This window comes from Mesorhizobium sp. B2-6-4, assembly GCF_006441495.1.
In the GTDB taxonomy this organism is placed as follows: Bacteria; Pseudomonadota; Alphaproteobacteria; order Rhizobiales; family Rhizobiaceae; genus Mesorhizobium.
In genome coordinates this window covers 163,556-188,332 of record NZ_VFUE01000013.1, presented here as the reverse complement: position 1 = coordinate 188,332, position 24,777 = coordinate 163,556, and the positions used below count along the sequence as shown (strand labels likewise).

The 24,777-nt window shown below is 63.3% G+C and carries 23 protein-coding genes; 15 read left to right on the top strand and 8 right to left on the bottom strand.

The features are described from left to right. Window positions 1-12: 12 nt before the first annotated feature. Entirely contained in the window at window positions 13-885 is an 873-nt protein-coding gene (locus FJ426_RS19775; RefSeq protein ID WP_140495117.1) for a helix-turn-helix transcriptional regulator, read from the top strand. 15 nt (window positions 886-900) lie between these two features. Here the strand turns inward: FJ426_RS19775 and FJ426_RS19770 are convergent, their stop codons facing one another. Beyond that, window positions 901-1,536: a TetR family transcriptional regulator C-terminal domain-containing protein gene (locus FJ426_RS19770; RefSeq protein ID WP_140559504.1), complete on the bottom strand. Its 636-nt coding sequence runs from the start codon at window positions 1,534-1,536 to the stop codon at window positions 901-903. A 227-nt stretch (window positions 1,537-1,763) separates the two neighbouring features. On the opposite strand from FJ426_RS19770, the gene FJ426_RS19765 reads away from it, so the two are divergent. From FJ426_RS19765 to hydA, 4 genes are all read left to right on the top strand, one after another. Further along, window positions 1,764-3,092 (top strand): aspartate aminotransferase family protein, encoded by a 1,329-nt coding sequence (locus FJ426_RS19765; protein WP_140495122.1) that lies wholly within the window; start codon window positions 1,764-1,766, stop codon window positions 3,090-3,092. 112 nt (window positions 3,093-3,204) lie between these two features. Beyond that, the gene (locus tag FJ426_RS19760; RefSeq protein ID WP_140521237.1) at window positions 3,205-3,645 is read left to right on the top strand and encodes an endonuclease domain-containing protein; all 441 of its coding nucleotides are present in this window, start codon (window positions 3,205-3,207) and stop codon (window positions 3,643-3,645) included. Next, complete coding sequence (locus FJ426_RS19755; protein WP_140521236.1) at window positions 3,646-4,896, top strand: Zn-dependent hydrolase; 1,251 nt, start codon at window positions 3,646-3,648, stop codon at window positions 4,894-4,896. Between the two features lie 64 nt (window positions 4,897-4,960). Beyond that, window positions 4,961-6,412 (top strand): dihydropyrimidinase, encoded by a 1,452-nt coding sequence (gene hydA / locus FJ426_RS19750; protein WP_140495127.1) that lies wholly within the window; start codon window positions 4,961-4,963, stop codon window positions 6,410-6,412. A 328-nt stretch (window positions 6,413-6,740) separates the two neighbouring features. Here the strand turns inward: hydA and FJ426_RS19740 are convergent, their stop codons facing one another. Further along, on the bottom strand, window positions 6,741-7,145 hold the full coding sequence (locus tag FJ426_RS19740; protein ID WP_140495129.1) for a cupin domain-containing protein: 405 nt from the start codon (window positions 7,143-7,145) through the stop codon (window positions 6,741-6,743). Window positions 7,146-7,275: 130 nt separating this feature from the next. On the opposite strand from FJ426_RS19740, the gene FJ426_RS19735 reads away from it, so the two are divergent. From FJ426_RS19735 to FJ426_RS19710, 5 genes are all read left to right on the top strand, one after another. After that, on the top strand, window positions 7,276-8,067 hold the full coding sequence (locus tag FJ426_RS19735) for an ABC transporter ATP-binding protein (protein ID WP_140495131.1): 792 nt from the start codon (window positions 7,276-7,278) through the stop codon (window positions 8,065-8,067). 367 nt (window positions 8,068-8,434) lie between these two features. After that, on the top strand, window positions 8,435-9,313 hold the full coding sequence (locus FJ426_RS19725; RefSeq protein ID WP_140495135.1) for an ABC transporter permease: 879 nt from the start codon (window positions 8,435-8,437) through the stop codon (window positions 9,311-9,313). Beyond that, on the top strand, window positions 9,310-10,464 hold the full coding sequence (locus FJ426_RS19720; protein ID WP_140559505.1) for an ABC transporter permease: 1,155 nt from the start codon (window positions 9,310-9,312) through the stop codon (window positions 10,462-10,464). Before FJ426_RS19725 ends, FJ426_RS19720 begins: the two co-directional genes overlap by 4 nt. 38 nt (window positions 10,465-10,502) lie before the next feature. Continuing rightward, window positions 10,503-11,474 carry an ABC transporter substrate-binding protein gene (locus FJ426_RS19715; protein WP_140516654.1) on the top strand — a complete coding sequence of 324 codons (972 nt, stop codon included), beginning with the start codon at window positions 10,503-10,505 and terminating at the stop codon, window positions 11,472-11,474. 184 nt (window positions 11,475-11,658) lie between these two features. Beyond that, window positions 11,659-12,108: a CHRD domain-containing protein gene (locus FJ426_RS19710; protein WP_140521232.1), complete on the top strand. Its 450-nt coding sequence runs from the start codon at window positions 11,659-11,661 to the stop codon at window positions 12,106-12,108. 87 nt (window positions 12,109-12,195) lie between these two features. Here FJ426_RS19710 and FJ426_RS19705 read toward each other — a convergent pair whose 3' ends face one another. From FJ426_RS19705 to FJ426_RS19695, 3 genes are all read right to left on the bottom strand, one after another. Beyond that, window positions 12,196-13,845 (bottom strand): thiamine pyrophosphate-binding protein, encoded by a 1,650-nt coding sequence (locus tag FJ426_RS19705; protein ID WP_140559506.1) that lies wholly within the window; start codon window positions 13,843-13,845, stop codon window positions 12,196-12,198. After that, window positions 13,842-15,014: a CaiB/BaiF CoA-transferase family protein gene (locus tag FJ426_RS19700; protein ID WP_140516648.1), complete on the bottom strand. Its 1,173-nt coding sequence runs from the start codon at window positions 15,012-15,014 to the stop codon at window positions 13,842-13,844. The genes FJ426_RS19705 and FJ426_RS19700 overlap by 4 nt, the downstream gene beginning before the upstream one ends. 80 nt (window positions 15,015-15,094) lie before the next feature. Beyond that, a complete protein-coding gene (locus tag FJ426_RS19695) occupies window positions 15,095-16,027 on the bottom strand; it encodes an alpha/beta hydrolase (RefSeq protein ID WP_140825506.1) in 933 nt (310 codons plus the stop codon). A 187-nt stretch (window positions 16,028-16,214) separates the two neighbouring features. On the opposite strand from FJ426_RS19695, the gene FJ426_RS19690 reads away from it, so the two are divergent. From FJ426_RS19690 to FJ426_RS19675, 4 genes are all read left to right on the top strand, one after another. Continuing rightward, window positions 16,215-17,222, top strand: coding sequence for a ribonuclease (locus FJ426_RS19690; protein WP_140557505.1), 1,008 nt, complete (start codon window positions 16,215-16,217; stop codon window positions 17,220-17,222). A 173-nt stretch (window positions 17,223-17,395) separates the two neighbouring features. After that, on the top strand, window positions 17,396-19,045 hold the full coding sequence (gene ettA / locus FJ426_RS19685; protein WP_140825505.1) for an energy-dependent translational throttle protein EttA: 1,650 nt from the start codon (window positions 17,396-17,398) through the stop codon (window positions 19,043-19,045). Window positions 19,046-19,127: 82 nt separating this feature from the next. Further along, window positions 19,128-19,943, top strand: a complete 816-nt coding sequence (gene tam, locus FJ426_RS19680) for a trans-aconitate 2-methyltransferase (protein ID WP_140559508.1) — start codon at window positions 19,128-19,130, stop codon at window positions 19,941-19,943. A 217-nt stretch (window positions 19,944-20,160) separates the two neighbouring features. Continuing rightward, entirely contained in the window at window positions 20,161-21,282 is a 1,122-nt protein-coding gene (locus FJ426_RS19675) for a beta-ketoacyl-ACP synthase III (RefSeq protein WP_140559509.1), read from the top strand. A 15-nt stretch (window positions 21,283-21,297) separates the two neighbouring features. Here FJ426_RS19675 and FJ426_RS19670 read toward each other — a convergent pair whose 3' ends face one another. Then, window positions 21,298-21,864 (bottom strand): isoprenylcysteine carboxylmethyltransferase family protein, encoded by a 567-nt coding sequence (locus FJ426_RS19670; RefSeq protein ID WP_140557515.1) that lies wholly within the window; start codon window positions 21,862-21,864, stop codon window positions 21,298-21,300. Between the two features lie 180 nt (window positions 21,865-22,044). Here FJ426_RS19670 and FJ426_RS19665 point away from each other — a divergent pair, with 180 nt between their 5' ends. Further along, the gene (locus tag FJ426_RS19665; RefSeq protein WP_140557517.1) at window positions 22,045-22,671 is read left to right on the top strand and encodes an MOSC domain-containing protein; all 627 of its coding nucleotides are present in this window, start codon (window positions 22,045-22,047) and stop codon (window positions 22,669-22,671) included. 48 nt (window positions 22,672-22,719) lie between these two features. Here FJ426_RS19665 and FJ426_RS19660 read toward each other — a convergent pair whose 3' ends face one another. Continuing rightward, window positions 22,720-23,559, bottom strand: a complete 840-nt coding sequence (locus FJ426_RS19660) for an SDR family oxidoreductase (protein WP_140557518.1) — start codon at window positions 23,557-23,559, stop codon at window positions 22,720-22,722. Window positions 23,560-23,694: 135 nt separating this feature from the next. Further along, entirely contained in the window at window positions 23,695-24,651 is a 957-nt protein-coding gene (locus FJ426_RS19655) for an aminotransferase class IV (protein WP_140825504.1), read from the bottom strand. Window positions 24,652-24,777: the final 126 nt, after the last annotated feature.

Sequence of the window (24,777 nt, the reverse complement as noted above, 5' to 3'; positions counted from 1 at the left end):
TATAATAGGGTCATGGATGCTCCTTCTCATTCCGCTGAAGACAGCCGCCGGCGCGAGCTCGGCGCCTTCCTGCGCTCGCGCCGCGAGAGGCTTTCGCCACAGGCCGCCGGCATTGCCTGCGGCGCGCGGCGGCGCACGCCGGGCCTGCGGCGCGAGGAGGTGGCGATGATCGCCGGTGTCGGCACCACCTGGTACACCTGGCTGGAACAAGGCAGGGATGTCAGGCCCTCGGTGGAGGTGCTGGCGGCGCTCTGCGAGGCGCTGCGCCTCGACGCTGTCGAGAAGCGGCATTTGTTCATCCTCGCCGGCCGCCAACAGCCGGAGCGTCGTGGGGCAACGCCCGAAAAGGTCGACGGGCCGTTGCTGCACATGCTGCAAAGTCTTGTGCTGCAACCCGCTTATGTGGTTGGCCGGCGCTGGGACGTGCTCGCCTGGAACCCGGCAGCCGTCGCGGTGTTCGGCGATTATGGCTTGCTGGAAGGCGACGCCCGCAACATCGTCCACATGGTGTTTACAAGCCCGCAGCACCGTCGCCTGCTCGTCGACTGGGAAGAGCTTGCTCGCGTGGTGCTCGCTTCGTTTCGCGCCGAAAGCGCCAAATATGTCGGTGATCCCGATTTCGACCGGCTGATCGCGCTGATGATGCGCTCGAGCCCCGAGTTCCGCGATTGGTGGCCCCGACGTGACGTAGCGCGAAAGCTGACGGGTCTGAAGCACGTCCGCCATCCGACGGCCGGCGCCATGGCCTTCGAGCACATGAGCCTGTCGATCGACGATGGATCCGACATGCGGCTGGTCGTCTACACGCCGCTGGCCGAGCAGAACTCGATCGCCAAGCTGCAGAGCTTGCTTGATGCGCTGCCGGCCGAGCGGCGCAGCGCGTGAGCCTTCAGGGCAGGGTCAGGCCTTCGGCTTCAACCCGTCGAGGAACAATTGCTCCAGGAACCTCGCTGCGTCCTCGAAGCGGCCGTCGCCGCCACGGTTCGGGCCGAGCACGGCGCGGACCTGGACGTCGAAATCGGCATAGTGCTGGGTCGTCGCCCAGATCGAGAAGATCAGGTGCCAAGGATCCGTCCTGGCGATCTTGCCGGCGCGCATCCAGCCCTTGATGACGGTTGCCTTCTCGTCGACCAGCGTCTTCAGTTCGCCGGTCAGCAACGGCATAATGCGTGGTGCGCCCTGCAGAATCTCGTTGGCGAACAGCCGGCTCTCGCGCGGAAAATCGCGCGCCATTTCAAGCTTGCGCCTGATGTAGCTCCTGAGCTCGGTCAGGGGATCGCCGATGTGGTCGAGTTCCCTGAGCGGCGCCAGCCATGTGTCGAGCAGGCGCTGCATCAGCGTCTCGTGAATGTCTTCCTTGCGGCGAAAGTAATAGAGCAGGTTGGGCTTCGACATCCCCGCGGCTTCGGCGATCTGGTCGATGGTCGAGCCGCGGAAGCCATTGGTGGAGAACACCTCGAGTGCGGCTTCGAGAATGAGTTCGCGCTTCTCCTGCTGGATGCGGGTGCGGCGAGGGGCTTCCGTGCTGGTGTTCACCGTTGCGCGCCCTCGTGTTGAAAGCGGTCTGGCCCAATTCTCTGGACCAGTTTTTCCCCGGCCTGTGGAACGCACTTCAGGAGCCGCATTTCCGCTAGTAATCCCTTGACCGCCGACAGGGCGGTGCTAACGTTTGTCCAATCGGTCAAAAATTTGCGTAGCACGAAAGCGCGGCAAAGACCAAGCGTTGGACGTACCGAAACAGGTTACAAGGGGAAGTCTTGGTCATGTCCAACCGGCTGAAAGTCACGCCGAACGATCTCAGTGCATTCTGGATGCCGTTCACGGCAAACCGGCAGTTCAAGCAGGCGCCGCGCATGTTCGTGTCCGCCAAGGACATGCACTACACGACCAGCGACGGCCGCAAGGTGCTGGACGGCACCGCCGGCCTCTGGTGCGTCAATGCCGGCCATTGCCGGCCCAAGATCACCGAGGCGATCCAGCAGCAGGCCGCCGAGCTCGACTACGCTCCGGCCTTCCAGATGGGCCACCCGATCGTGTTCGAACTGGCCAACCGCCTGGTCGACGTCGCGCCAAAGGGCATGGATCACGTGTTCTTCACCAATTCCGGTTCGGAATCGGTCGAGACCGCGTTGAAGATGGCGATCGCCTATCACCGCGTGAAGGGCGAGGGCTCGCGCACCCGCCTGATCGGACGCGAGCGCGGGTATCACGGCGTCAATTTCGGCGGCATTTCGGTCGGCGGCATCGTCACCAACCGCAAGATGTTCGGCACGCTGCTCGGCGGCGTCGACCATATGCCGCACACGCACCTGCCCGAGAAGAACGCCTTCTCCAAGGGCGTGCCGGAACATGGCGCGGAGCTGGCCAACGAGCTGGAGCGCATCGTTGCGCTCCATGACGCCTCGACCATCGCGGCCGTTATCGTCGAGCCGGTCGCCGGCTCCACCGGCGTCATCCTGCCGCCCAAGGGCTATTTGCAGAAGCTGCGCGAAATCTGCACCAAGCATGGCATCCTGTTGATCTTCGACGAGGTCATCACCGGTTTCGGCCGTCTTGGCGCGCCGTTCGCGGCCGATTATTTCGGCGTCACGCCTGATATCATGACCACCGCCAAGGGCGTCTCCAACGGCGTCATCCCGATGGGCGCGGTGTTCGTGAAGAAGGAAATCCACGACGCCTTCATGACCGGCCCCGAGCACATGATCGAGTTCTTCCACGGCTACACCTATTCCGGCAATCCGATCGCCTGCGCCGCGGCGCTCGGCACGCTCGACACCTACAAGGAAGAGGGCCTGCTCACACGCGGCGAGGAACTGGCGCCCTATTGGGAAGACGCGCTGCATTCGCTGAAGGGCGAGCCGCATGTCATCGATATCAGGAACATCGGCCTGATCGGTGCGATCGAGCTGGCGCCGATCGCCGGGCAGCCGACCAAGCGTGCCTTCTCGGCCTTCGTCAAGGCGTTCGAGCGCGGCGCGCTGATCCGCACTACCGGCGACATCATCGCGCTGTCGCCGCCGCTGATCATCACCAAGGGCCAGATCAACGAACTGATCGATCATGTGCGTGAGGTACTGAGGTCGATCGATTGAAGAACTGGGCGCGGATATCCCTCCCCCTCGAGGGGAGGGTGGCCGCGAAGCGGTCGGGTGGGGTCGGTGCGACGGGGTGCCGACCTGATCTGTTGCCGCGAGGCTGCCGTTGATGCCCCGCACTCGCGTGAGCTACGAAATGCGCCAAAAGGCGCGCGCGCTTCGAGTTCACGCAACCAGGGGTGAATCCTTGCTCTGGTATGAACTGCGCGAGCTGAAATCGGCCGGCATCAAGTTTCGTCGTCAGTGTCCGATCGGGCCTTATATCGTTGACTTTGCCTGCCTCGCCGTGAAGCTGATCGTTGAAGTTGATGGCGATCTGCACGAACACGAGAAGGGCAAGCGGCATGATGCCGTTCGTGATGCCTATCTGCGCTCGCTCGGCTTTGATGTCTTTCGCGTCGATGAGCCCGATGTCATAAACAACCCTTGGCATGTTGCGCAGGTGGTCAAAGGGAAGGTCGAGCGCATGTCCGGCGACCCCACCCGACCGCTTCGCGGCCACCCTCCCCTCGAGGGGGAGGGGAACGCCACGCAATTGGAGAGGTTTTGAATGGCCGCACCCGGCGAGAATCTGCGAATCAATTCAGACCGTTTGTGGGATTCCATCATGGAGATGGCGAAGATCGGCCCCGGCATTGCCGGTGGCAACAATCGCCAGACCGTGACCGACGAGGACGGCGAGGGCCGGCATCTGTTCAAGCGCTGGTGCGACGCGGCCGGGCTCGAAATGGGCGTCGACGAGATGGGCACCATGTTTGCCAGGCGCGAAGGCGCCGATCCCAGCCTGCCGCCGGTCTATGTCGGCAGCCATCTCGACACGCAGCCGACCGGCGGCAAGTATGACGGCGTGCTCGGCGTGCTCGGCGGCCTGGAGATCGTCCGCTCGCTCAATGATCTCGGCATCAAGACCAAACATCCGATCGTGGTCACGAACTGGACCAACGAGGAGGGCTCGCGTTTTGCCCCGGCGATGATGGCGTCCGGCGTGTTCGCCGGTGTGCTCGACCAGGCCGACGTCTACGAGCATACGGACAAGAACGGCAAGAAATTCGGCGAGGAACTGGAGCGTATCGGCTGGAAGGGCACGGAGAAGGTCGGCGATCGCAAGATCCACGCCTTTTTCGAACTGCATATCGAGCAAGGGCCTATCCTCGAGGACGAAGGCATCGACATCGGCGTCGTCACCCATGGACAGGGGCTGAAATGGCTGCAGGTGACGCTGACCGGCAAGGAGGCGCATACCGGCTCGACGCCGATGCCCAAGCGCCGCAATGCCGGGCTCGGCATGGCGCGCGTGATCGAACTGGTGCACGAGATTGCCATGGACTACCAGCCGGACGCCGTCGGCGCGGTCGGCCACATGGAAGTCTATCCGAACTCGCGCAACATCATCGCCGGGCGCACGGTCTTCACCATCGACATCCGCTCGCCGGAGAAGGAAGTGCTCGACGCCATGGATGGGCGCATCCGCGAAGGCATCGACACGATATGCGAGGCGCTCGACATCCAGTACAAGATCGAGCAGGTCGGCCATTTCGATCCGGTCACCTTTGACAAGGGCTGCGTCAAGGCGATCCGTGATGCCGCCGACCGGCTCGGCTACACGCACCGCAACATCGTCTCGGGCGCGGGCCACGACGCCTGCTGGATCAACCGCGTCGCGCCGACCGCCATGGTGATGTGCCCCTGCGTCGACGGTCTCAGCCACAACGAGGCCGAGGAGATCTCCAAGGAATGGGCGGCGGCAGGAGCCGACGTGCTGTTCCATGCCGTGGTGGAGACAGCGGTCATCGTGGAGTAAGCTGGAAAGCTGGATTTCCAAACGCTGCTCGCAAGAAGCGCGAAGGAACAAGGGAACGAGAAAAATGACCAAAGTCATCAGAAACGGCACCATCGTTACCGCCGACCGCACATGGAAGGCCGACGTGCTGATGCAGCACGGCAAGATCGTCGCCATTGGCTCCGACCTACACGGCGACCATGAGTTCGACGCCACCGGCTGTTATGTCATGCCAGGCGGTATCGATCCGCATACCCATCTCGAAATGCCGTTCATGGGCACCTATTCGGCCGACGATTTCGAGTCCGGCACGCGCGCGGCACTAGCCGGCGGCACGACGATGGTGGTCGATTTCTGCCTGCCGTCGCCGCAGCAGTCGCTGCTCGAGGCCTTGCAGATGTGGGACAACAAGACCTCGAAGGCGTCCTGCGATTATTCCTTCCATATGGCGATCACCTGGTGGGGCAAGCAGGTGTTCGACGAGATGGCCACCGTCGTCGACAAGGGCATCACCTCGTTCAAGCATTTCATGGCCTACAAGGGCGCGCTGATGGTGGACGACGACGAGATGTATGCGTCGTTCCAGCGCTGCGCCGAGCTCGGCGCGCTGCCGCTGGTGCATGCCGAGAATGGCGACGTGGTCGCGGCGCTCTCGCAGAAGCTGCTTGCCGCCGGCAACAATGGCCCGGAGGGGCACGCCTATTCGCGCCCGCCGGAAGTGGAAGGCGAGGCGACCAACCGCGCCATCATGATCGCCGACATGGCCGGCGTGCCGCTCTACGTCGTGCATGTTTCCTGCGAGCAGGCGCACGAGGCCATCCGCCGGGCGCGTCAGAAAGGCATGCGGGTGTTCGGCGAGCCACTGATCCAGCACCTGACGCTGGACGAGAGTGAGTATTTCGACAAGGACTGGGACCATGCGGCGCGCCGCGTGATGAGCCCGCCCTTCCGCAACAAATTACACCAGGATTCGCTGTGGGCCGGCCTGCAGGCGGGATCGTTGCAGGTGGTGGCGACCGACCACTGCGCCTTCACCACGGACCAGAAGCGCTTCGGCGTCGGCAATTTCACCAAGATCCCGAACGGCACGGGCGGCCTCGAGGATCGCATGCCGGTGCTGTGGACCAGGGGCGTCAACACCGGGCGGCTGACGATGAACGAATTCGTCGCCGTAACCTCGACCAACATAGCCAAGATCCTCAACATGTACCCGAAAAAGGGCGCCATTGTCGAAGGCGCGGATGCCGACATCATCGTGTGGGATCCCAAGCGCAAGAAGATCATTTCTTCGAAGAAGCAGCAGTCGGTCATCGACTACAATGTCTTCGAAGGCGTCGAAGTGACAGGCCTGCCGCGCTATGTCTTCTCGCGTGGCGAATTGTCGATCGAGGAGACCGAGGTGAAGGCCAAGCCTGGCCATGGCCAGTTCGTTGGCCGCGAGCCGAACGCGGCGGTTAACCGGGCACTGTCGACCTGGAAGGAGATCACCGCGCCGCGCAAGGTGGAGCGGACAGGCATTCCGGCGACTGGGGTTTGAGCTTGCGCAGCTCGAAAAGCGCCAAGAAACTGATGATCGCCGACAAGGACGGCACCGTCTGCGGGGAAGTTTCCGGGTGCCGATGATTGCCGAAGTTGGTGCTGCCCCCCATCGCCCTGCCGGCGCCTTCTCCCCGTATAGGGACGGGGAGAAGGGAACTGAACGCAATCTTGGCGCCCTTTCCGGCAACGCTGGAAATCGGCGAAATCCTTCGCGAAATCGTCCTTCTCCTCGTCCCTATACGGGGAGAAGTGCCCGGCAGGGCGATGAGGGGCAGCGCAAACCTCAAGCAATTGGCCGATGGGCGCTTAGCCCCGCAAGGCCGGCTTCAGGCGACCAATGCATCCAGTTCCGGCAGCAGGACGACGCTTTCCTGCTCTTTGGGATCGGTGCGGGCAATGACGGCCGAAGACGGGGCCCCACTCAGATTGGCGGGCAGATGCGGCACGCCGGCCGGAATGTAGAAGAGGTCGCCGGCTTTGGCGACGATGTGGTTCTCAAGCCGGTCGCCGTACCAGGTATGGACCTCGCCGGAGAGCACGTAGATCGCCGTTTCATGGTTCTCATGCAGATGCGCCTTAGCGCGGGCGCCGGGCGGCATGGTGAGCACATGCATGCAGATACCAGATGAGCCGACCGACTCGGTGGCGATACCGGCGAAATAGGTCAATCCCTGCTTGCCTTCATAAGAGCTTTCAGGGCGGATAAGATGGCAAGTGGGTTGAGGCGACATCGGGGAAACTCCGGGCGTCGAATGAGTGGAACAAGACCAATGGGACTGGGCGAGTGGAAAACAACATCGCGATAAAAGCAATCGGAATCGGGCCGGCACTAAAGGGGCAGGAACAGGCAGGCCGCGGCCGATGACGGGGATTTCGCCAGCCGTCGTCGCGGCAAGCAAGCTTGGCCTGACCTTCCAGACCAATGACGGGCCGGTACAGGCGCTGTCCAATGTCGACCTGACCATCGGCAAGGGTGAGTTCGTTTCCTTCATCGGGCCGTCGGGCTGCGGCAAGACGACCTTGCTGCGGGTCATCGCCGATCTTGAGAAGCCGACCTCGGGGACCATTTCGGTCAACGGCATGACAGCAGAACAGGCGCGCGAGAAACGCGCCTACGGCTATGTCTTCCAGGCCGCCGCCCTGTTTCCCTGGCGCACCATCGAGCGCAACGTCGCGCTGCCGCTGGAGATCATGGGTCTGTCCGGGGCGGAGCAGGGAGAGCGGATCAGGCGCACGCTCGATCTCGTCAACCTTTCCGGCTTCGAGAAGAAGTATCCTTGGCAGCTTTCCGGCGGCATGCAGCAGCGCGCCTCGATCGCTCGCGCGCTCGCCTTCGATGCCGACCTTCTGTTGATGGACGAGCCGTTCGGCGCGCTGGACGAGATCGTGCGCGACCATCTCAACGGGCAATTGCTGCAATTGTGGGCGCGCACCAACAAGACCATCTGCTTCGTCACGCACTCCATTCCCGAGGCGGTGTATTTATCGACGCGCATCGTCGTCATGTCGCCGCGTCCGGGCCGCGTCAGCGACGTCATCGAATCGACGCTGCCGAAGGAGCGGCCACTCGACATCCGCGAGACGCCGGAGTTCCTGGCGATCGCCGCACGGGTGCGAGACGGCTTAAGGGCAGGGCACAGCTATGATGATTGAGCGGGGGCAGGATGGACTGGCGGCAGCGCCCCGAAAGGCGCCTCCACCTCACGAAGGAGCGGCCACCTACGCCTTCGTCATTCTAGGGCGGAGTAGCCGCGAAGCGGCATACGTAGACCCTAGGATCCATGCCGTGACGCCTGCCGAAAGGCGCAAACAGTCGAGAATATTCGGCAGGCTAAGCGGCGCGGAGGGAGCCATATTCCGAATGGTCGCGGAGCGGAGAGGTAACGGCATGAATTCTAGGGTCTGCGCCGCGTCGCTTCGCTCCTTGCTTCGTCCTAGGATGACGAAGGCAAGGGCCCCCGACCTCCGCTTCGCTCCGGCCACCCTCTCCCCGGTGGGGAGAGGAGAAGGGCGGCGCTAGATGGACACCTTCCGCTCAAAGGTCATCCCGGTAACCTCCATCCTCGCCGGCGTGGTCGTACTCTGGTACGTCTTCGCCGTCATACTCAACACGCCGTTCCAGCGCGATCTCGACCAACGTGCCAACGAAACGCCCGGCACCGTCGAGTTCATCGGCAAGACGCTCTCGCAGCCGAAGCCGACGCTGCCGGCGCCGCACCAGGTGGCGGTGAACTTTTTCGAGAACACGTTCCTGCGCAACGTCACTTCGAACCGCAGCCTGGTCTACAATGCCTGGGTGACGCTGTCCTCGACGCTGCTGGGCTTTGCCTTCGGCACGGCGCTCGGCATCATCATCGCGGTGGGCATCGTACATGTGGCGACGCTCGACCGCAGCCTGATGCCATGGATCATCGCCTCGCAGACCATCCCGATCCTGGCGGTGGCGCCGATGATCATCGTGGTGCTGGCGGCGATCGGCATCACCGGCCTGATCCCGAAGGCGATGATTTCGACCTATCTGTCGTTCTTCCCGGTGACGGTTGGCATGGTGAAAGGCCTGCGCTCGCCCGAGATCATGCATCTCGACCTGATGCACACCTACAATGCCAGCCGTGCGCAGACCTTCTGGAAGCTGCGCGTGCCGGCCTCGGTGCCGTTCCTGTTCACCTCGATGAAGGTGGCGGTGGCGGCCAGTCTGGTCGGCGCCATTGTCGGCGAACTGCCGACGGGCGCCGTCGCCGGCATCGGCGCCAAGCTGCTCGCTGGCGCCTATTACAGCCAGTCCATCGACATCTGGTCGGCGCTTGTCGCGGGCTCGATCGTGGCCGCGCTGCTGGTCATGGTGGTCGGCATTGCCGGGCGCCTCGTCGACCGCGCCATGGGCGGGAGGCCGGCATGAACCGGCTGAAGCCTTCCTGGCAGGCTGTGCTGGCCATCGTGCTGTGCCTGATGGCGGTCGCACTCGGCGCCATGTCGAAGCCGGAAGCGGCGGCGCTAGCGGACCCGACAACCAGCGCCAACTATCCCTATCTCGGAACGAAGGGCCTGATGTTTGGCCTTGCCATGCTCACGGCCCTGGTCTCGATGATCAGGATTTCGCCCTTTGTGGAAGCGGTCGTACTGTTTGTCGGCGCCCACCTCGTCGCCTGGCTGCTGATCTCAGGTATCGCTGGTTTCGAAGGCACGGCACTGGCGCCGTATTTCGTGCTGCTCACGGCCGCCTGGCTGCTTGGCTGGCGCTGCGTCGCGGTGCTATCGGGACTGCACCCCACCGCAAGCTGGATGCGCACGGCGCTGCGCCTGATCATCCCCGCCATCTTCGGCGCCTGGATCCTGATCATCTGGGAAGCGGTGACGCGTGGCGCCGGCATCCCGTTCATCCTGTTGCCGCCGCCGAGCGCCATCGGCGCGCGCATCGCCAGTTCGCTGCCGATCCTTGGCGCCGATGTCCGGCAGACCATCTTCAAGGCTGTTATCTTCGGCTATATCGTGGGCAGCGGCGCCGGCTTTGTCACGGCCATTCTCGCCGACCGGGTGCCGTTCCTGCGGCGCGGCCTGCTGCCCATCGGCAACATGGTCTCGGCGCTGCCGATCATCGGCGTGGCGCCGATCATGGTGATGTGGTTCGGCTTCGACTGGCAGTCCAAGGCGGCTGTCGTCATCATCATGACCTTCTTCCCGATGCTGGTGAACACCGTCGCCGGTCTGGCCGCGTCCGGCCATATGGAGCGCGACCTGATGCGCACCTATGCGTCGGGCTACTGGCCGACGCTTATCAAGCTCAGGCTGCCGGCCGCCGCTCCCTTCATCTTCAACGCGCTGAAGATCAACTCGACGCTGGCGCTGATCGGCGCCATCGTCGCCGAGTTCTTCGGCACGCCCGTCGTCGGCATGGGCTTCCGCATCTCGACCGAAGTCGGACGGATGAACATCGACATGGTCTGGGCCGAAATCGCAGTTGCAGCCCTTGCGGGTTCGGTCTTTTATGGGGTGGTCGCTCTTGTCGAAAGAGCCGTCACGTTTTGGCATCCCTCTGTCCGTGGTGGATAGGGGCGGTGGGTTTGGGCACTAACTCCAGAGGGAAAAAAATGAAAAGACTGATTGTTCCTGTACTGGCCGGCGCGATGTCGCTGGCCGCGTTCCAGGCAATGGCCGCCGACAAGGTGACGTTGCAGCTGAAATGGGTCACGCAGGCCCAGTTTGCCGGCTATTACGTCGCCAAGGCGAAGGGCTTCTACGAGGCCGAGGGTCTCGACGTCGACATCAAGCCGGGCGGTCCCGACATTGCGCCCGAGCAGGTGATCGCCGGCGGCGGCGCCGATGTCATCGTCGACTGGATGGGCGGGGCGCTGGCAGCCCGCGAAAAGGGCGTGCCGCTGGTCAACATCGCCCAGCCGTTCAAGAAGGCCGGCATGGAACTGGTCTGTCCGAAAGACGGCCCGATCAAGACCGAAGCCGACTTCAAGGGCCACACGCTCGGCGTCTGGTTCTTCGGCAACGAATATCCGTTCTACGCCTGGATGAACAAGCTTGGCCTAAAGACCGATGGCGGCCCGGACGGCGTCACCGTTCTCAAGCAGAGCTTTGACGTGCAGCCGCTGATTCAGAAGCAGGCGGATTGCATCTCGGTCATGACCTACAATGAATTTTGGCAGCTGATCGACGCCGGCTACAAGCCGGAGCAGCTCACCGTGTTCAACTACTCGGCGATGGGCAACGACCTGCTCGAGGACGGGCTTTATGCCTCGGAGGACAAGCTCAAGGATCCGGCCTTCGAGGACAAGATGGTGCGTTTCGTGCGCGCCTCGATGAAGGGTTGGAAATACGCCGTCGACAACAATGACGAAGCGGCGGAGATCGTCATGGATGGTGGCGGCCAGGACGAGAATCACCAGAAGCGTATGATGAGCGAAGTCGCCAAGCTCATCGACAATGCCGACGGCAAGCTCGACCCGGCGACCTATGAGCGTACCGCCAAGGCGTTGCTCGACCAGAAGATCATCACCAAGGAGCCGAAGGGCGCCTATACCACCGCGATCACCGACAAGGCGATCAAGTAGGCCTCAAAGCGGCCTCGTGACGGGGCTTGATGGACGATGTTGGAGGGGCGGGCGACCGCCCCTTTTTCATGCGGCCAAATCACAAAAGCGTGTGCCTGGATACATTGGGGCGGCCGAGCGTTGCGTCGGAGGCATGCGCGTGCGGGGAGCCACGGCGGATGCTACAGCCAATCGGAGGTTCTTCATGCGCACACAGACCGTCTTGCCGACGCTTTCGGCGCTGGCCATTTCGACCGCTTTCCTGTTCGCGTCGCCGGCCCTGGCCGACATGATGAAGTTCAAGGCGACGCTCGATGGCAGCCAGCAGAGCCCACCCGTCACTACCAAGGGCAAGGGAACCGCCACATTCACCTTTGACACCGCCAAGAAGAAACTCAGTTGGAACGTCAAATACTCCGGCCTCAGCGGGCCGGCGACGGCCGCACATATTCATGGCCCGGCCGCGAAGGGGGAAAATGCGGACCCCGTAATCCCGTTCAAAAAACTCAAGAGCCCGATCAAGGGATCGGCGACATTGACCGATACGCAGGTGACCGATCTGGAGGCCGGCAAATATTACGTCAACATACACACCGCGGCCAACAAGGACGGCGAGATCCGCGGTCAGATCGAAAAGGCGGCGGCGGCGATGTAACGCGACGTCGCTCGGGGCGCGCGCCCGTATTTGCTTGCGAAAGCTTTGCGGGACAGCGCCGCCCTTTCTCCTGCCGGAAACCGACTTTCAGGCCTTGTCTCTTATCTGCGTCATCGTTCGGGTCGGGGTGATTGCCTCCGGATCGAGCCGGATCTCGACGATTGCCGGCTTGCCGCTGGCGCGAGCACGCTCGAAGGCAGGGGCGAAGTCGGCGGTTTTCTCCACCGTTTCGCCATGGCCACCATAGGCACGCGCCAGGGCGGCGAAGTCCGGATTCTTGAGGTCCGTGGCCACCACCCGCCCGGGGTATTCACGCTCCTGGTGCATGCGGATGGTGCCGTAGATGCCATTATTGACGACGATGACGATGATCGGCAACCCGTATTGCACGGCGGTGGCGAATTCCTGCCCGTTCATCAGGAAGCAGCCGTCGCCGGCGAAAGCGACTACGGTGCGATTCGGATAAAGTGCCTTGGCCGCTACCGCCGCCGGCGTTCCGTAACCCATCGAGCCTGAGGTCGGCGCGCCCTGTGTGGCAAAGCGGCGGAAGCGATGGAAGCGGTGCACCCACGTGGCGTAGTTGCCGGCGCCGTTGGTCAGGATGGCATCGTCGGGCAGCACCGTTTCGAGATAGGTCATGATCAGCCCCATCTGGACGGCGCCCGGACCGCTTTCCGGTGGGGTCGACCAGTCGAGATAAGCGGCATGGAGCTTTGCCGTCTCCGCCGCCCAGCCCGGCGATGCCGGTCCCTTCCGGTTGGCGAAGGCGCGCACGAAGGCGGCGGGCGAGGCGTTGATCGCAAGCGTTGGACGGTAGACGCGGCCTAGTTCGCCGGCATCGGGGTGGACATGGACCAGCGTCTGGTCAGGGTAGGGGCTCTTCAGCAGCGTATAGTCCGAGGACGGCATCTCGCCCATGCGGCCGCCGATCAGCAGCACCAGATCGGCCCGCTTGATTGCTGTCGCCAGCTTCGGGTTGATGCCGATGCCGACATCGCCGGCATAGTTCGGGTGCAGATGATCGAACAGCATCTGGCGGCGGAAGGAGCAGCCGACCGGTAGCGACCACGCCTCGGCGATGCGGGTGATTTCCTGAACAGCCTGGAAATCCCAACGTGTGCCGCCCAGGATCGCGATCGGTCGTTTGGCGGCATTGAGCAGCGCCTCGAGCCGGTCGAGTTCGGCTTCGGCGGGGCTGGTCTCGACCGGGGTGTAGGCGATCGCGGCCGGTGCATCGACGACACTGGTCAGCATGTCTTCCGGCAGCGAGATGACGACGGGACCTGGGCGTCCGGAGGTCGCCACGGCAAAGGCGCGGGTGACGAATTCGGGAATACGCGACGCATCGTCGATCTCTACCACCCATTTTGCGATGTCGCCAAAGAACCTGACATAGTCCACTTCCTGGAAGGCCTCGCGCTGCTTGGCGTGGCTGGCGACCTGGCCGATGAACAGGATCACGGGAACTGAATCCTGCATGGCGATATGGATGCCGGCGGAGGCATTGGTGGCGCCGGGGCCGCGGGTGACGAAGCAGATACCGGGTTTGCCGGTCAGGCGGCCTTGGCAGTCGGCCATCATGGCGGCGCCACCCTCCTGGCGGCAGACGATGGTGCGGATCGCCGAATCGTGCAGCGCGTCGAGCACCGCGAGGTAGGATTCGCCTGGCACGCAGAAGATACGGTCGGTGCCGTTGGCCTCGAGCGCGTCGACGATCAATTGTCCGCCGGTTTTCATTTTGCTCTCTCCAGTTCGGCAAGGATTTCGTCAGTATGTTCGCCCAGGCGGGGCGAGGGGCGCTCATAGACGAGCGGTGTTTCGGACATGATCATCGGTGCGCGAACCGAGGGCAGAAGATTGCCATGGCCGTCGTCGAGATCGAGCCGCATGCCGCGCGCGATCGCCTGCGGGTCGGCGAACATCTGTCCGATCGTGTTGATCGGGCTCGCCGGCACGCTGGCCGCTTCCAGCTTGGCCAGCAGCGGGTCGCGATCCTTGGTCTTCAGCGCCTCGACGATCCGCTCGCGTAGCGCCGCCCGGTTGGCGACGCGGGCCGGATTGGTGGCGAAATCGGGATTGCCGGGCAATTCGTCCAGCCCGACCACCGCGCAGAACCTGGCGAACTGGCCGTCATTGCCGACCGCCAGGATGATGTGACCGTCCCGGACCGGCAGCACCTCGTAGGGCGCGATGTTCATATGCGCGTTGCCCATCTGCACAGGCGACTTGCCGGAGACGAGATAGTTGAGGTTCTGATTGCCGAGCGCCGAGATTTGGGTGTCGAACAATGCCATGTCGATGTGCTGGCCTTCGCCGGTTTTTTCGGCGTGGCGAAGGGCCGCCTGGATGGCGATGACGGAATAGAGGCCAGTGAAGATGTCGGAGATGGCGACGCCGGCCTTCTGCGGCTCGCGTCCCGCCTCGCCGGTGATCGACATCATGCCGGCCATGCCCTGGATGATGAAATCGTAGCCGGCGCGCGGCGCGTACGGACCGTCCTGGCCGAATCCGGTGATCGAGCAATAAACGAGGCGCGGATTGATCTTGCGCAGGCTGTCATAGTCGAGTCCGTATTTCTTCAAACCGCCAAGCTTGAAGTTTTCGATCAGCACGTCAGACGTTGCCACCAGCCGGCGCACGGTTTCGGCGCCCTCCGGTGTCGAAAAATCGATGGCGATGGAGCGCTTGCCGCGATTGCAGGAATGGTAATAGGCGGCCGACAGGTTCTCGCCATCCTTGCCCATGACGAAGGGGGGGCCCCATTTGCGGGTGTCGTCGCCGCCGTCCGGGCTTTCGACCTTGATGACGTCGGCGCCGAGATCAGCAAGCAACTGCCCGGCCCAAGGCCCGGCAAGGATGCGGGCGAGTTCGACGACGCGGACGCCTTTCAGCGGGGGCTCAGCCATAAATCACCAGAATTGGTCGGAACCGAAGCCTCTATCAACAGAGATTGCCGCTGTCACGGCTCTTGCAATGGGCCAACGCTTCATCGCGTCAGGATCGTCTCGGCCCATGCCGCGAAATCGTCCATGACGATGTCGCGATTCACCTCGTTCAGGCTTTCGTGGCGGGTCTCGCTGTAAACCTTTGAAACGAGATTCGAAAAGCCCATTTTGCGCATGCGTCCGGCAAGCTGGATGATCCCTTTGCCATAATCCGAGGCAGGGTCTTTTTCGCCCCCCACGACGCTGACGGACAGGTCGCGCCGAACGCCGGCAAAAGCTGCGTCCCTGCCGCCATTGAGCGTCATCTGGACGACATCGCGCCACATCGACACTGAGGCGTCCCAGCCGCATAGCGGGTCGGCGATGTATTTGTCGACCTCGGCCCCGTCGCGTGACAGCCAGTCGAACAAGGTCCGGTGGTTGGGCACCGCCTTGCCCCAGGCCTGGAAGGTGAGCTTCGGCAGCAGGCGCGATGGGACGTCCGAGCCGAGCCGCATCCTTTCCCATGCAAGGATGCCGAGCGCCACCTGCCCGAGCAGGCCAGCTGAAAAATTGCCATTCCAGATGGCGGCGGCGTGAACGCGGTTCGAATGGGCCAGGAGAAAGTTCAGCGCCACGGACGCGCCCATCGAATGGCCGAACAGGATGACGGGCAGGCCCGGCTGCTCCCTGGCGATGAGATCATGGATGGCGCCGACATCGGCGATGACCTTGGCGGGGCCGTCCTCATGCGCGAACCTGCCCAGCGGTGCGTCGGGCGCCTTCGTTGCGCCATGGCCGCGATGATCGTGAACATAGACGCTAAAGCCGCGCGCGCCCAGGAAATCGGCAAAACGATCATAGCGCGCCGCATGTTCTGCCAGACCGTGATTGATCTGGATGACGGCGCGCGGATGGCCGTCGGCCTGCCGGACCAGAAGATTGAGGTCGGCGCCGGTCGGCGAACGGACCATGCGCTGCTGGCTGAATGACATTCAGTGATTTCCACCCTGGCCCGCCTCGGTGGCGCCGGCCTTGTTTGCGCCGGGGCCGGTTCAGCGTCAATCCGCCATTCCGGATTTCTCGCGATGATGTTTCTTGCATCTGGCCGGTGGAATATCGCAATTCTGACATGGAGACAGCTTCAGTCTGTCGCCCACCTTTTTCATCCAGGGATTCCCCATGCGCATTGCTGTTGTTTTCGGATTGGCCATGTTGGCGGCATCGTTAACGGGTGCGGCCCATGCCGACGTCAGGATGAGTGGCACCTTCGTTGCCGACGCCTCCTGTCCGGCGACGCAAGCCATCAAGAACGGCAAGAATCCCGGCAATGTCTCGACTGATGCCGGACAGAGCTATCAACTGCTGGCGGGCAACAAGGATGCGCCGACGCACTATCTCATTCTGGTGCCGGGCGCAGATCCGGATCGGCGCTGGGTGAAGGTCAGTTGCGGACATCTCTCCGGCAGCAGCGCAGCAACGCTGCCGGCGACCCCCGGCGGGCAGGGCAAGCCGGCGGCGTCGGGAAAACCCGAATATGTCTTCGCGCTGAGCTGGCAGCCGGCTTTTTGCGAGACCAAGTCCAGCAAGAGCGAATGCAAGGCACAAAACCCGAATGAATTCGATGCCAGCAACTTCACCTTGCACGGCCTGTGGCCGCAGCCGAACGGGAACTTCTATTGCCAGGTACCGGCCAGCGACAAGGCCAACGACAGTCCGGCGCACTGGAAGGATCTTCCGCCTGTCAATTTGGACGCCGGCACGCGCGCGGAACTCGACAAGGTTATGCCGGGCACCGCTTCGCAGTTGGAGCGGCATGAATGGATCAAGCACGGCACCTGCTACGGCAAGAACCAGCAGGAGTATTTTTCCGACGCACTCGGCCTGATGCGCGCGGTGAACGGCTCAGCGGTGCGCGATCTCTTCGCCAAGAACATCGGCGGCAAGCTGACGGCGGACCAGATCCGCGGCGCCTTCGACCAGGCTTTTGGCGCCGGCGCCGGCGATCGCGTGCGCGTCTCCTGTGTCATCGATCCGTCGAGCGGCCGGCGGCTGATCGGAGAGTTGACGCTTGGCCTTGCCGGTCCGATCGGCCCAAACAGCTCGCTCAAGGACCTGCTGCTGGCCTCGGTGCCGACCAACAAGGCCGGTTGCCCGACCGGAACCGTCGACGCAATCGGGTTCCAGTAGGTCCTGAGCTCATTCCAGCCGGCAGGCAGGCCGGGGCGCCAACGCCCGTTGTTGTGCGGCCTGTGATCGGTTCGATGCGGCGAAAGCGATTGCCGTTCGGCTCCGCATCGCCTACATAGCGGCCAACCTCCATTCAGATCGACAAATCAGTCAGTTTTTCAGGGAAAGCGCGCGTGGCACGCCAGTTCATCTATCACATGTCAGGCCTGTCAAAGGCCTACGGCACCAAGAAGGTGCTCGATAACGTTCATCTGTCCTTCTACCCGGACGCCAAGATCGGCATTCTCGGTCCTAACGGTTCGGGTAAGTCGACCATCCTGCGCATCATGGCCGGGCTCGACAAGGAGTTCCAGGGCGAGGCGTGGCTGGCCGAAGGCGCCACGGTCGGCTACCTGGCGCAGGAGCCGCAGCTCGACAACAGCAAGACCGTGCGTGAAAACGTCATGGACGGCGTCGGCAGGAAGACCGCCATCATCGAGCGCTACAACGAATTGATGATGAACTATTCCGACGAGACGGCAGACGAGTCGGCCAAGCTCCAGGACGAGATGGATCGGCTCAACCTTTGGGACCTCGAGCAGCAGGTCGAGATGGCGATGGACGCGCTGCAGTGCCCGCCGGCCGGTTCCGAGGTGACCAATCTGTCGGGCGGCGAGCGCCGCCGCGTGGCGCTGTGCCGGCTGCTCCTGGAACAGCCCGACCTGCTTTTGCTCGACGAGCCGACCAACCATCTCGACGCCGAGACCACGGCGTGGCTCGAAAAGCACCTGCGCGACTATCCGGGCTCGGTGCTGATCATCACCCACGACCGCTACTTCCTCGACAATGTCACGGGATGGATTCTCGAGCTCGATCGCGGCCGTGGCATCCCTTACGAGGGCAACTACACCAAATATCTCGACGCCAAGGCCAAACGCCTGATCCAGGAAGGCCGCGAGGACGACGCCCGCCAGAAGTCGATCTGGCGCGAGCGCGAGTGGATCCAATCCTCGCCGAAGGCGCGCCAGACCAAGTCCAAGGCCCGTATCAAGGCCTATGAGGAACTGGTCGAGCAGTCGCAGAATCGCAAGCCGACCGACACGCAGATCGTCATTCCGTCGGGCGAGCGCCTCGGCAATGTCGTCATCGAGGTTGAAGGGCTCACCAAGGGCTTCGGCGATGAGCTTTTGATCGAGGACCTGTCGTTCAGGCTGCCGCCGGGCGGCATTGTCGGCGTCATCGGCCCGAACGGCGCTGGCAAGACGACGCTGTTCAAGACCTTCACTGGCCAGGAAAAGCCTGATGCGGGGTCGATCCGCATCGGCGAGACGGTCAAGCTCGGCTATGTCGACCAGAGCCGTGACGCGCTGGACCCGAACAAGACGGTGTGGGAAGAAATCTCCGGTGGCGCCGAAGTCATCAAGCTTGGCAAGCACGAGGTCAACAGCCGCGCCTATTGCTCGTCCTTCAACTTCCGTGGCGGCGATCAGCAGCAGAAGGTCGGCAACCTTTCGGGCGGCCAACGCAACCGAGTGCATCTGGCCAAGATGCTCAAAGGCGGCGGCAATGTGCTTTTGCTCGACGAACCGACCAACGACCTCGACACCGAGACGCTGAGCGCGCTCGAAGACGCGCTGGAAGCCTATGCCGGCTGCGCTGTCATCATCAGCCACGACCGCATGTTCCTCGATCGCATGGCGACCCACATGCTCGCCTTCGAGGGCGACGCGCATGTCGAATGGTTCGAAGGCAATTTCGAGGAGTATGAGAAGGACAAGGTTCGCCGCCTGGGCGCGGAGGCGGCGGCCCCGCACCGCATGACGCATAAGAGGCTGACGCGGTAAGGGCCGTTATTGCAGTGGCGGTTCCGGGTCGGCGACGACGGGATCGTCATCCAATTGGGATAGCCGGCTTGTCGCGCCGGTCATGGAAGGTGGCAACCGCCGCGAGGTCTTACCGTTGAACAGCCCAGCAAAGCCCGATTGGTCCGCCGCCCAATATTTGAAGTTCGAGGACGAGCGCACGCGTCCTGCGCGCGACTTGGTGGCGCAGGTGCCGGTCGACTTCCCCCGCAGGGTTGTCGACATAGGCTGCGGGCCGGGCAATTCGACGGAGCTTCTGGTCGCGCGCTGGCCGGATGCACAGGTGAGCGGCTTCGACACGTCTCCCGACATGATCGAGAAGGCTAGGGCACGCCTGCCCAATGTCAGCTTCGACCTTGCCGATGCCTCGACATGGGCGCCGGCTCAACCGGTCGATGTGATCTTCGCCAATGCCGTGTTCCAGTGGCTGCCGGAACATCCTGATGTCTTCCAGCGGCTGATGGGGTTTCTTGCGCCCGGCGGCGCGCTCGCCGTGCAGATGCCAGACAATATGGGCGAGGATTCCCACAGGCTGATGCGCGAGACCGCCGCCGAAATGCCGTTCGCAGCCAAGCTGAAAGGGGCGGCGCGCGCGCCGCTGCCGCCGGTGTCGTTCTATTATGATCTGTTGTCGCCACTCTCGGACCGGCTCGACATCTGGCACACGGTCTATAACCATCCGCTGGCCGACGCCGGGGCGATCGTGGAATGGGTGAAGTCGACGGGCTTGAAGCCTTTTGTCGACCCGCTCGATGCGGACGAGAAGATGCTGTTCCTCGAAAGCTACACGGCCAGGATCGCCAAGGCCTATAACAAGACCGCAAATGGCAAGGTGCTGTTGCGTTTCCCGCGCATTTTCATTGTCGCCAAGCGGGCTTGAACGACAACGTCCATGAGGAGCCGGGGCAGTTCGTGTGCAGCCGCGACGGTGCATGCTGGAACAACTCACAGACTAACACCAAACTGTGCGCATGGTGAGGGGACGTGGGAACCGGTTTAAGCTGGCATAAACCGGCTCAATGCGACAAGGGTTGCGCCGGGCCTCCCTTACGCCCACATCAAAGCCCCTGAACGCCTGCGGATGGGACGGACTGGACATGCATCGCGTCATCATCAGCGGTATCGGCGTCGAAATCCCCGAGCCAGAGATCAGCAATGAGGAACTGGTCGCCAGTTTCAACAGCTGGGTCGACACGGAAAACGCGCGCCGGTCGGGCACGGACCAGCCGCTGCTGCAGAAATCGGACAGCGACTTCATCGTCCACGCCTCGGGCGTGCGCAGCCGTCATGTGATCGAGCGCGAAGGCATACTCGACCCGACCCGTATGGCGCCGCGCATTCCCGCACGGCCGGACGATGCGCTGTCGCTGGAGGCCGAGTTCGGCATCGCTTCGGCCCGCAAGGCGCTTGACCATGCCGGGTTGCTGCCCTCCGATATCGACCTAGTGATCTGCTCGGCCTCGCACCACCAGCGGCCCTATCCTGCGATCGCCATCGAGATGCAGCAGGCCCTGGGCACCAAGGGGGCGGGCTTCGACATGGGGCTCGGCTGTTCCTCTGCCGCGGCAGCATTGCACATGGCGGTCAATCTCGTGCGTGCGGGCGCCCACAAGCGCATCCTAGTGACGACGCCCGAGATCATCACCGGCCATCTCAATTTCCGCGACCGGCAGACGCATTTCATCTTCGGCGACGCCTCGGTGTCGATGGTGGTCGAAGGGCTGGCACTCGGCGAGAAACGGCCGGGACGTTTCGAAGTGCTCGACACGCGCATCTGGACGCAGATGTCGAACAACATCCGCACCAATCTCGGCTACCACACCCGCACCGCACAGGACGATCCCTACAGGATCGATCTGGAGGGCAATCTGATCAAGCAGGTCGGCAACAAGGTGTTCAAGGAAGTCACCGTCGCTGGGCACAAATTCATCGTGGAGTTCCTGGCCGAGCACGGCCTGACGCCGCAGGCGGTGCGACGCTTCTGGCTGCACCAGGCCAATGCGCGCATGAACGCCATGATCCTGAAACTCTCATTCGGCCACGAGGTCGATCATGACCGCGCGCCCATGGTGCTGGAGCGTCTCGGCAACACGGCGGGCGCCGGCGCCATCGTCGCGCTGTCGGAGAACCATGCCGACATGAAGGCGGGCGACTTCGGGCTGATCTGCGCTTTCGGCGCGGGGTATTCGATCGGCGGCGCGCTGCTGCGGATGCTGTAGGACGCGCTTGCCGCTTCAGGCCGGCGAAAAGGGAACGAGCATCGGCACGCGGCGCGCGTAATCGTCATAGGCGGGCCCAAGCTCGCCGCGCAGGAAACTTTCCTCCAGCCTCGCCTTGATGACGATCCCGACAAGCAGCAGGGCGGCGCCCGCGACGCCCCATACCGTGCCCTTGACGGCCATGGTGGCGAGGACCGAAAGCAGCAGGCCGGTATAGATCGGATGACGGACAAGCGCGTAAGGGCCGGTGTCGATGATGCGATGATCGGCCTTGGCCGTTACCGTGCTGGACCACAGCCGGCCGAGATGCAGGCGGGCCCACCATGCACAGGCGATGCCGATGGCGATCAGGGCGACGCAAATCCAGGCTTGGGTGAGCGTCGGCGTCCAGAGCCGAAGCCGACCCACATAGCCGTGCGCCGGAACGAACAGCAGGACGGTACCGGCGAGCCAGAGAACCCGATATCGCGCCTCCGCCCTGAAATCCGCCCGCTTGCGCACGGGATCGGCCCATGATGCGGCAAGGATCCACGATACCAGCCAGAACAACCAGAGCGCGGCAACGGCGTGTCCCACCTGCATGACCCGAACCTCCTCCCGATCTGGCGCCATCGTCTATGCCCGCGGCGCGGCGGCAATGCGGCGCGCTGAGGACGGCAACGGCGTTTCCGGTAAGAAAGTCGTGATCGGCATCAAACGGCGTGATCGGATCATCAGCGCTTTCGACTGGACCGCATTGCGGAGGGCCTCTAGACGAGACTGATGCAGGAAACCAACCTCGACCTTTTTCCGGCGGACCTGACGGTCGACATCGTGCCGGGCCGCAAGCTGGCGGCAAGAGCGGCGGCGCTCTATGCCGCTCCGTTCGACCATTTCGAAACCAAGGCGGTCGAGGAATTGCAGTTGGGCTTCGACGGCATAGCGGGCGATTTTCATGCCGGGATAACGCGACGCTCCGGCGGGCGCGAACCCTGGTATCAGCGCGGCACCGAGATGCGCAACGAGAGACAATTGTCGCTGGTGTCGGCGGACGAACTCGCGCTGGTCGCCGAACGCATGGGCCTCAAGGAGATCAAGCCTGAGTGGATCGGCGCCAATTTGCTGATCGAAGGGATACCGCATCTTTCGATGCTGCCATCCGGCTCGCTGCTGTTCTTCAAGGGCGGCGTGACGGTCAAGATCGATGCCCAGAACAAGCCATGCCGCGTCGCCGGACACTCGATCTCCGAGCATGTCCGGGCGGCGGACCGCGACGCCACCGCGCTGCTCTTCCCGAAAGCCGCCAAGCGGCTGCGGGGCCTTGTCGCCTGGGTCGAGAAGCCCGGCGTCGTCAGGTCCGGCGAGGAAATCTCCGTGCGGGTGCCCGAGCAGTGGATTTATCGCGCCTGACGAGGCAGCCACGCCGCCGCTCGAAACGGCGTGGGCTGAGTGATCCGACTAGGCGTTGCGGTTCTTGTTGGCGCCTTGCGCCATGACCGAGACGTGGTCCCACTTTTCCCACGTGGCGATGCGATTGGCGTATTCCTGTTTGATCATCGGCAGCCCGCCGTCGCCAAAGAATACCCTGAGAGGCGGCTCGGCCGCGTCGACGATGGCCAGCATCGCCGGTCCGGTGGCCTCGGGATCGCCGGCCACGGCGCGACTGCGGCGCTCCGCCATGGCGGCGCGGACGGGCGCATAAGCGTCAAGCGCTTTCGAGACCTTTGCAGACGGACCGGCCCAGTCGGTGGAGAAGCCGCCGGGCTCGACCAGCGTGACATGGATGCCGAACTCGGCGACCTCGAGGCTCAGCGACTGGCTGAAAGCTTCCAGCGCCCATTTCGAGGCGTGGTAGAGGCCAAGCGAGGCGAAGGCATTGACGCCGCCGATCGAAGAGATCTGGATGATGTGGCCGGAGCGCTGCGCCCGCATGATCGGCAAGGCGGCCTGGGTGACCCACAGCGCGCCGAACACATTGGTTTCGATCTGGTCGCGGGCTTCCTGCTCGCTGACCTCCTCGATGGCGCCGAAATGGCCATAGCCGGCATTGTTGACGACGACGTCGAGCCGGCCAAAGCGCTTGTGCGCCCCGGTGATTGCGGCATCGACGGCTTTCTTGTCGGTGACGTCGAGCTTTATCGCCGCGATGTTGTCGCCATACTTCTCGACGAGATCGGCGAGTGTGCCGGCATCGCGGGCGGTTGCCGCGACGCGGTCGCCGCGAGCGAGCGCGGCCTCGGCCCAGACCCGGCCAAAACCTTTCGACGATCCGGTGATGAACCAAACCTTGTTTGTCATGATGAAGTCCTTGCCCGTGCAAGCTGGAATTTTTTCAGAGATAAGTGGAGGCCTCTCCGCTTTGTGCCATATACGGTGCGTCCCGCGACTTTCCAGAGGCGGTGGCGGAATTATTTGGACGGGAGCGGCGACCGGTCAGGGGTAGCGTACAGCGCTCGACCAGGCCGGATCCTTATGCTTGTCCCAATAGAGCGCCATCAGTCGGCCGGTAATCGCGCCGGGCCTGCCGTCCGCGACTGGGCTGCCGTCGATCATCGTGACCGGCATGATGCCGCCGGCGGTAGAGGTGATGAAGACCTCGTCGGCCTCGCGCAATGCCGCGACACTGACGTCCGCCGGGGTGGCGAAGAGGCCTTCCAGCGCACAGAGATCGAAGACAGTGCGGCGGGTTATGCCGGGTAGCACGCCGATCGCCGGCGTCGAGAGCTTGTTGTCCTTGATACAGAAGACGTTGAAGCCCGGACCTTCGGCGACATTGCCATTGAAGTCGAGAATGAGCGCTGTCTCGGCGCCGCGGTCATAGGCATCGTAAAGGCCGTGCACCAGGTCGAGCCAGTGGTAGTTCTTGATCGCCGGGTCGATCGAGGCCGGCGGAATGCGCACCTTGTCGCTGATGGCGACATTGAGGCCGCGCTGTAACTGCTCGGGATTGGCGACCGAGCCGAACGGCACGGCAAACGCCATGAAGCGGTTGATCGCCTGGCGCGGATCGCGGCTGAAAATAGGGGAAGCGCCGCGCGTGCACAGCATTTCGACATAGGCGGCGCTGTGTCCCGACAGTGCCACGCAATTGTGCAGGATCTCCGTCACGCCATCGCGGTCGAACGGGATCGTCATGCGCAATTTCTCCAGTCCGCCGAAGAAGCGGTCGAGATGCAGGTCAAGCCGGAAGAAGCAGCCGTTCCAGACATGCACCGTGTCGTAAGTGGCATCGGAATGCAGGAATCCCCAATCCAGCACCCAGATCTTGGCCTGCGACATCGGCAGGTACTGGCCGTCGAGGAAGGCGATGCCGTCGGGATAAGCATGCGGGTCGACGTGGCGGTCGCTCACCACAGGCAGCGGCCGTGTATCCTGTGCGGTCTGGCTCATCGGCACCTCCTTGCATCACAGGCTATCGGTGTCAGGCAGAGGGCATAGAGCCAGTCATCCGGCGTCGTTCGTCCTCGAAGTGAAAAGCTGCCAGCCATGCTACCGAGCGCCGTGCCGGACCGGCAA

Excerpts from the sequence above, each read along its gene's own strand:
- FJ426_RS19755 (WP_140521236.1), top strand. The coding sequence starts at position 3,646 with ATGGCCGCACCCGGCGAGAATCTGCGAATCAATTCAGACCGTTTGTGG.
- FJ426_RS19665 (WP_140557517.1), top strand. The coding sequence starts at position 22,045 with ATGCAGGAAACCAACCTCGACCTTTTTCCGGCGGACCTGACGGTCGAC.
- FJ426_RS19670 (WP_140557515.1), bottom strand. The coding sequence starts at position 21,864 with ATGCAGGTGGGACACGCCGTTGCCGCGCTCTGGTTGTTCTGGCTGGTA.
- FJ426_RS19775 (WP_140495117.1), top strand. The coding sequence starts at position 13 with ATGGATGCTCCTTCTCATTCCGCTGAAGACAGCCGCCGGCGCGAGCTC.
- FJ426_RS19715 (WP_140516654.1), top strand. The coding sequence starts at position 10,503 with ATGAAAAGACTGATTGTTCCTGTACTGGCCGGCGCGATGTCGCTGGCC.
- FJ426_RS19720 (WP_140559505.1), top strand. The coding sequence starts at position 9,310 with ATGAACCGGCTGAAGCCTTCCTGGCAGGCTGTGCTGGCCATCGTGCTG.
- FJ426_RS19695 (WP_140825506.1), bottom strand. The coding sequence starts at position 16,027 with ATGTCATTCAGCCAGCAGCGCATGGTCCGTTCGCCGACCGGCGCCGAC.
- FJ426_RS19710 (WP_140521232.1), top strand. The coding sequence starts at position 11,659 with ATGCGCACACAGACCGTCTTGCCGACGCTTTCGGCGCTGGCCATTTCG.
- tam (WP_140559508.1), top strand. The coding sequence starts at position 19,128 with ATGGAAGGTGGCAACCGCCGCGAGGTCTTACCGTTGAACAGCCCAGCA.
- FJ426_RS19760 (WP_140521237.1), top strand. The coding sequence starts at position 3,205 with ATGCCCCGCACTCGCGTGAGCTACGAAATGCGCCAAAAGGCGCGCGCG.
- FJ426_RS19705 (WP_140559506.1), bottom strand. The coding sequence starts at position 13,845 with ATGAAAACCGGCGGACAATTGATCGTCGACGCGCTCGAGGCCAACGGC.
- FJ426_RS19735 (WP_140495131.1), top strand. The coding sequence starts at position 7,276 with ATGACGGGGATTTCGCCAGCCGTCGTCGCGGCAAGCAAGCTTGGCCTG.
- hydA (WP_140495127.1), top strand. The coding sequence starts at position 4,961 with ATGACCAAAGTCATCAGAAACGGCACCATCGTTACCGCCGACCGCACA.
- FJ426_RS19740 (WP_140495129.1), bottom strand. The coding sequence starts at position 7,145 with ATGTCGCCTCAACCCACTTGCCATCTTATCCGCCCTGAAAGCTCTTAT.
- FJ426_RS19765 (WP_140495122.1), top strand. The coding sequence starts at position 1,764 with ATGTCCAACCGGCTGAAAGTCACGCCGAACGATCTCAGTGCATTCTGG.
- FJ426_RS19725 (WP_140495135.1), top strand. The coding sequence starts at position 8,435 with ATGGACACCTTCCGCTCAAAGGTCATCCCGGTAACCTCCATCCTCGCC.
- FJ426_RS19660 (WP_140557518.1), bottom strand. The coding sequence starts at position 23,559 with ATGACAAACAAGGTTTGGTTCATCACCGGATCGTCGAAAGGTTTTGGC.
- FJ426_RS19675 (WP_140559509.1), top strand. The coding sequence starts at position 20,161 with ATGCATCGCGTCATCATCAGCGGTATCGGCGTCGAAATCCCCGAGCCA.
- FJ426_RS19700 (WP_140516648.1), bottom strand. The coding sequence starts at position 15,014 with ATGGCTGAGCCCCCGCTGAAAGGCGTCCGCGTCGTCGAACTCGCCCGC.
- FJ426_RS19655 (WP_140825504.1), bottom strand. The coding sequence starts at position 24,651 with ATGAGCCAGACCGCACAGGATACACGGCCGCTGCCTGTGGTGAGCGAC.
- FJ426_RS19690 (WP_140557505.1), top strand. The coding sequence starts at position 16,215 with ATGCGCATTGCTGTTGTTTTCGGATTGGCCATGTTGGCGGCATCGTTA.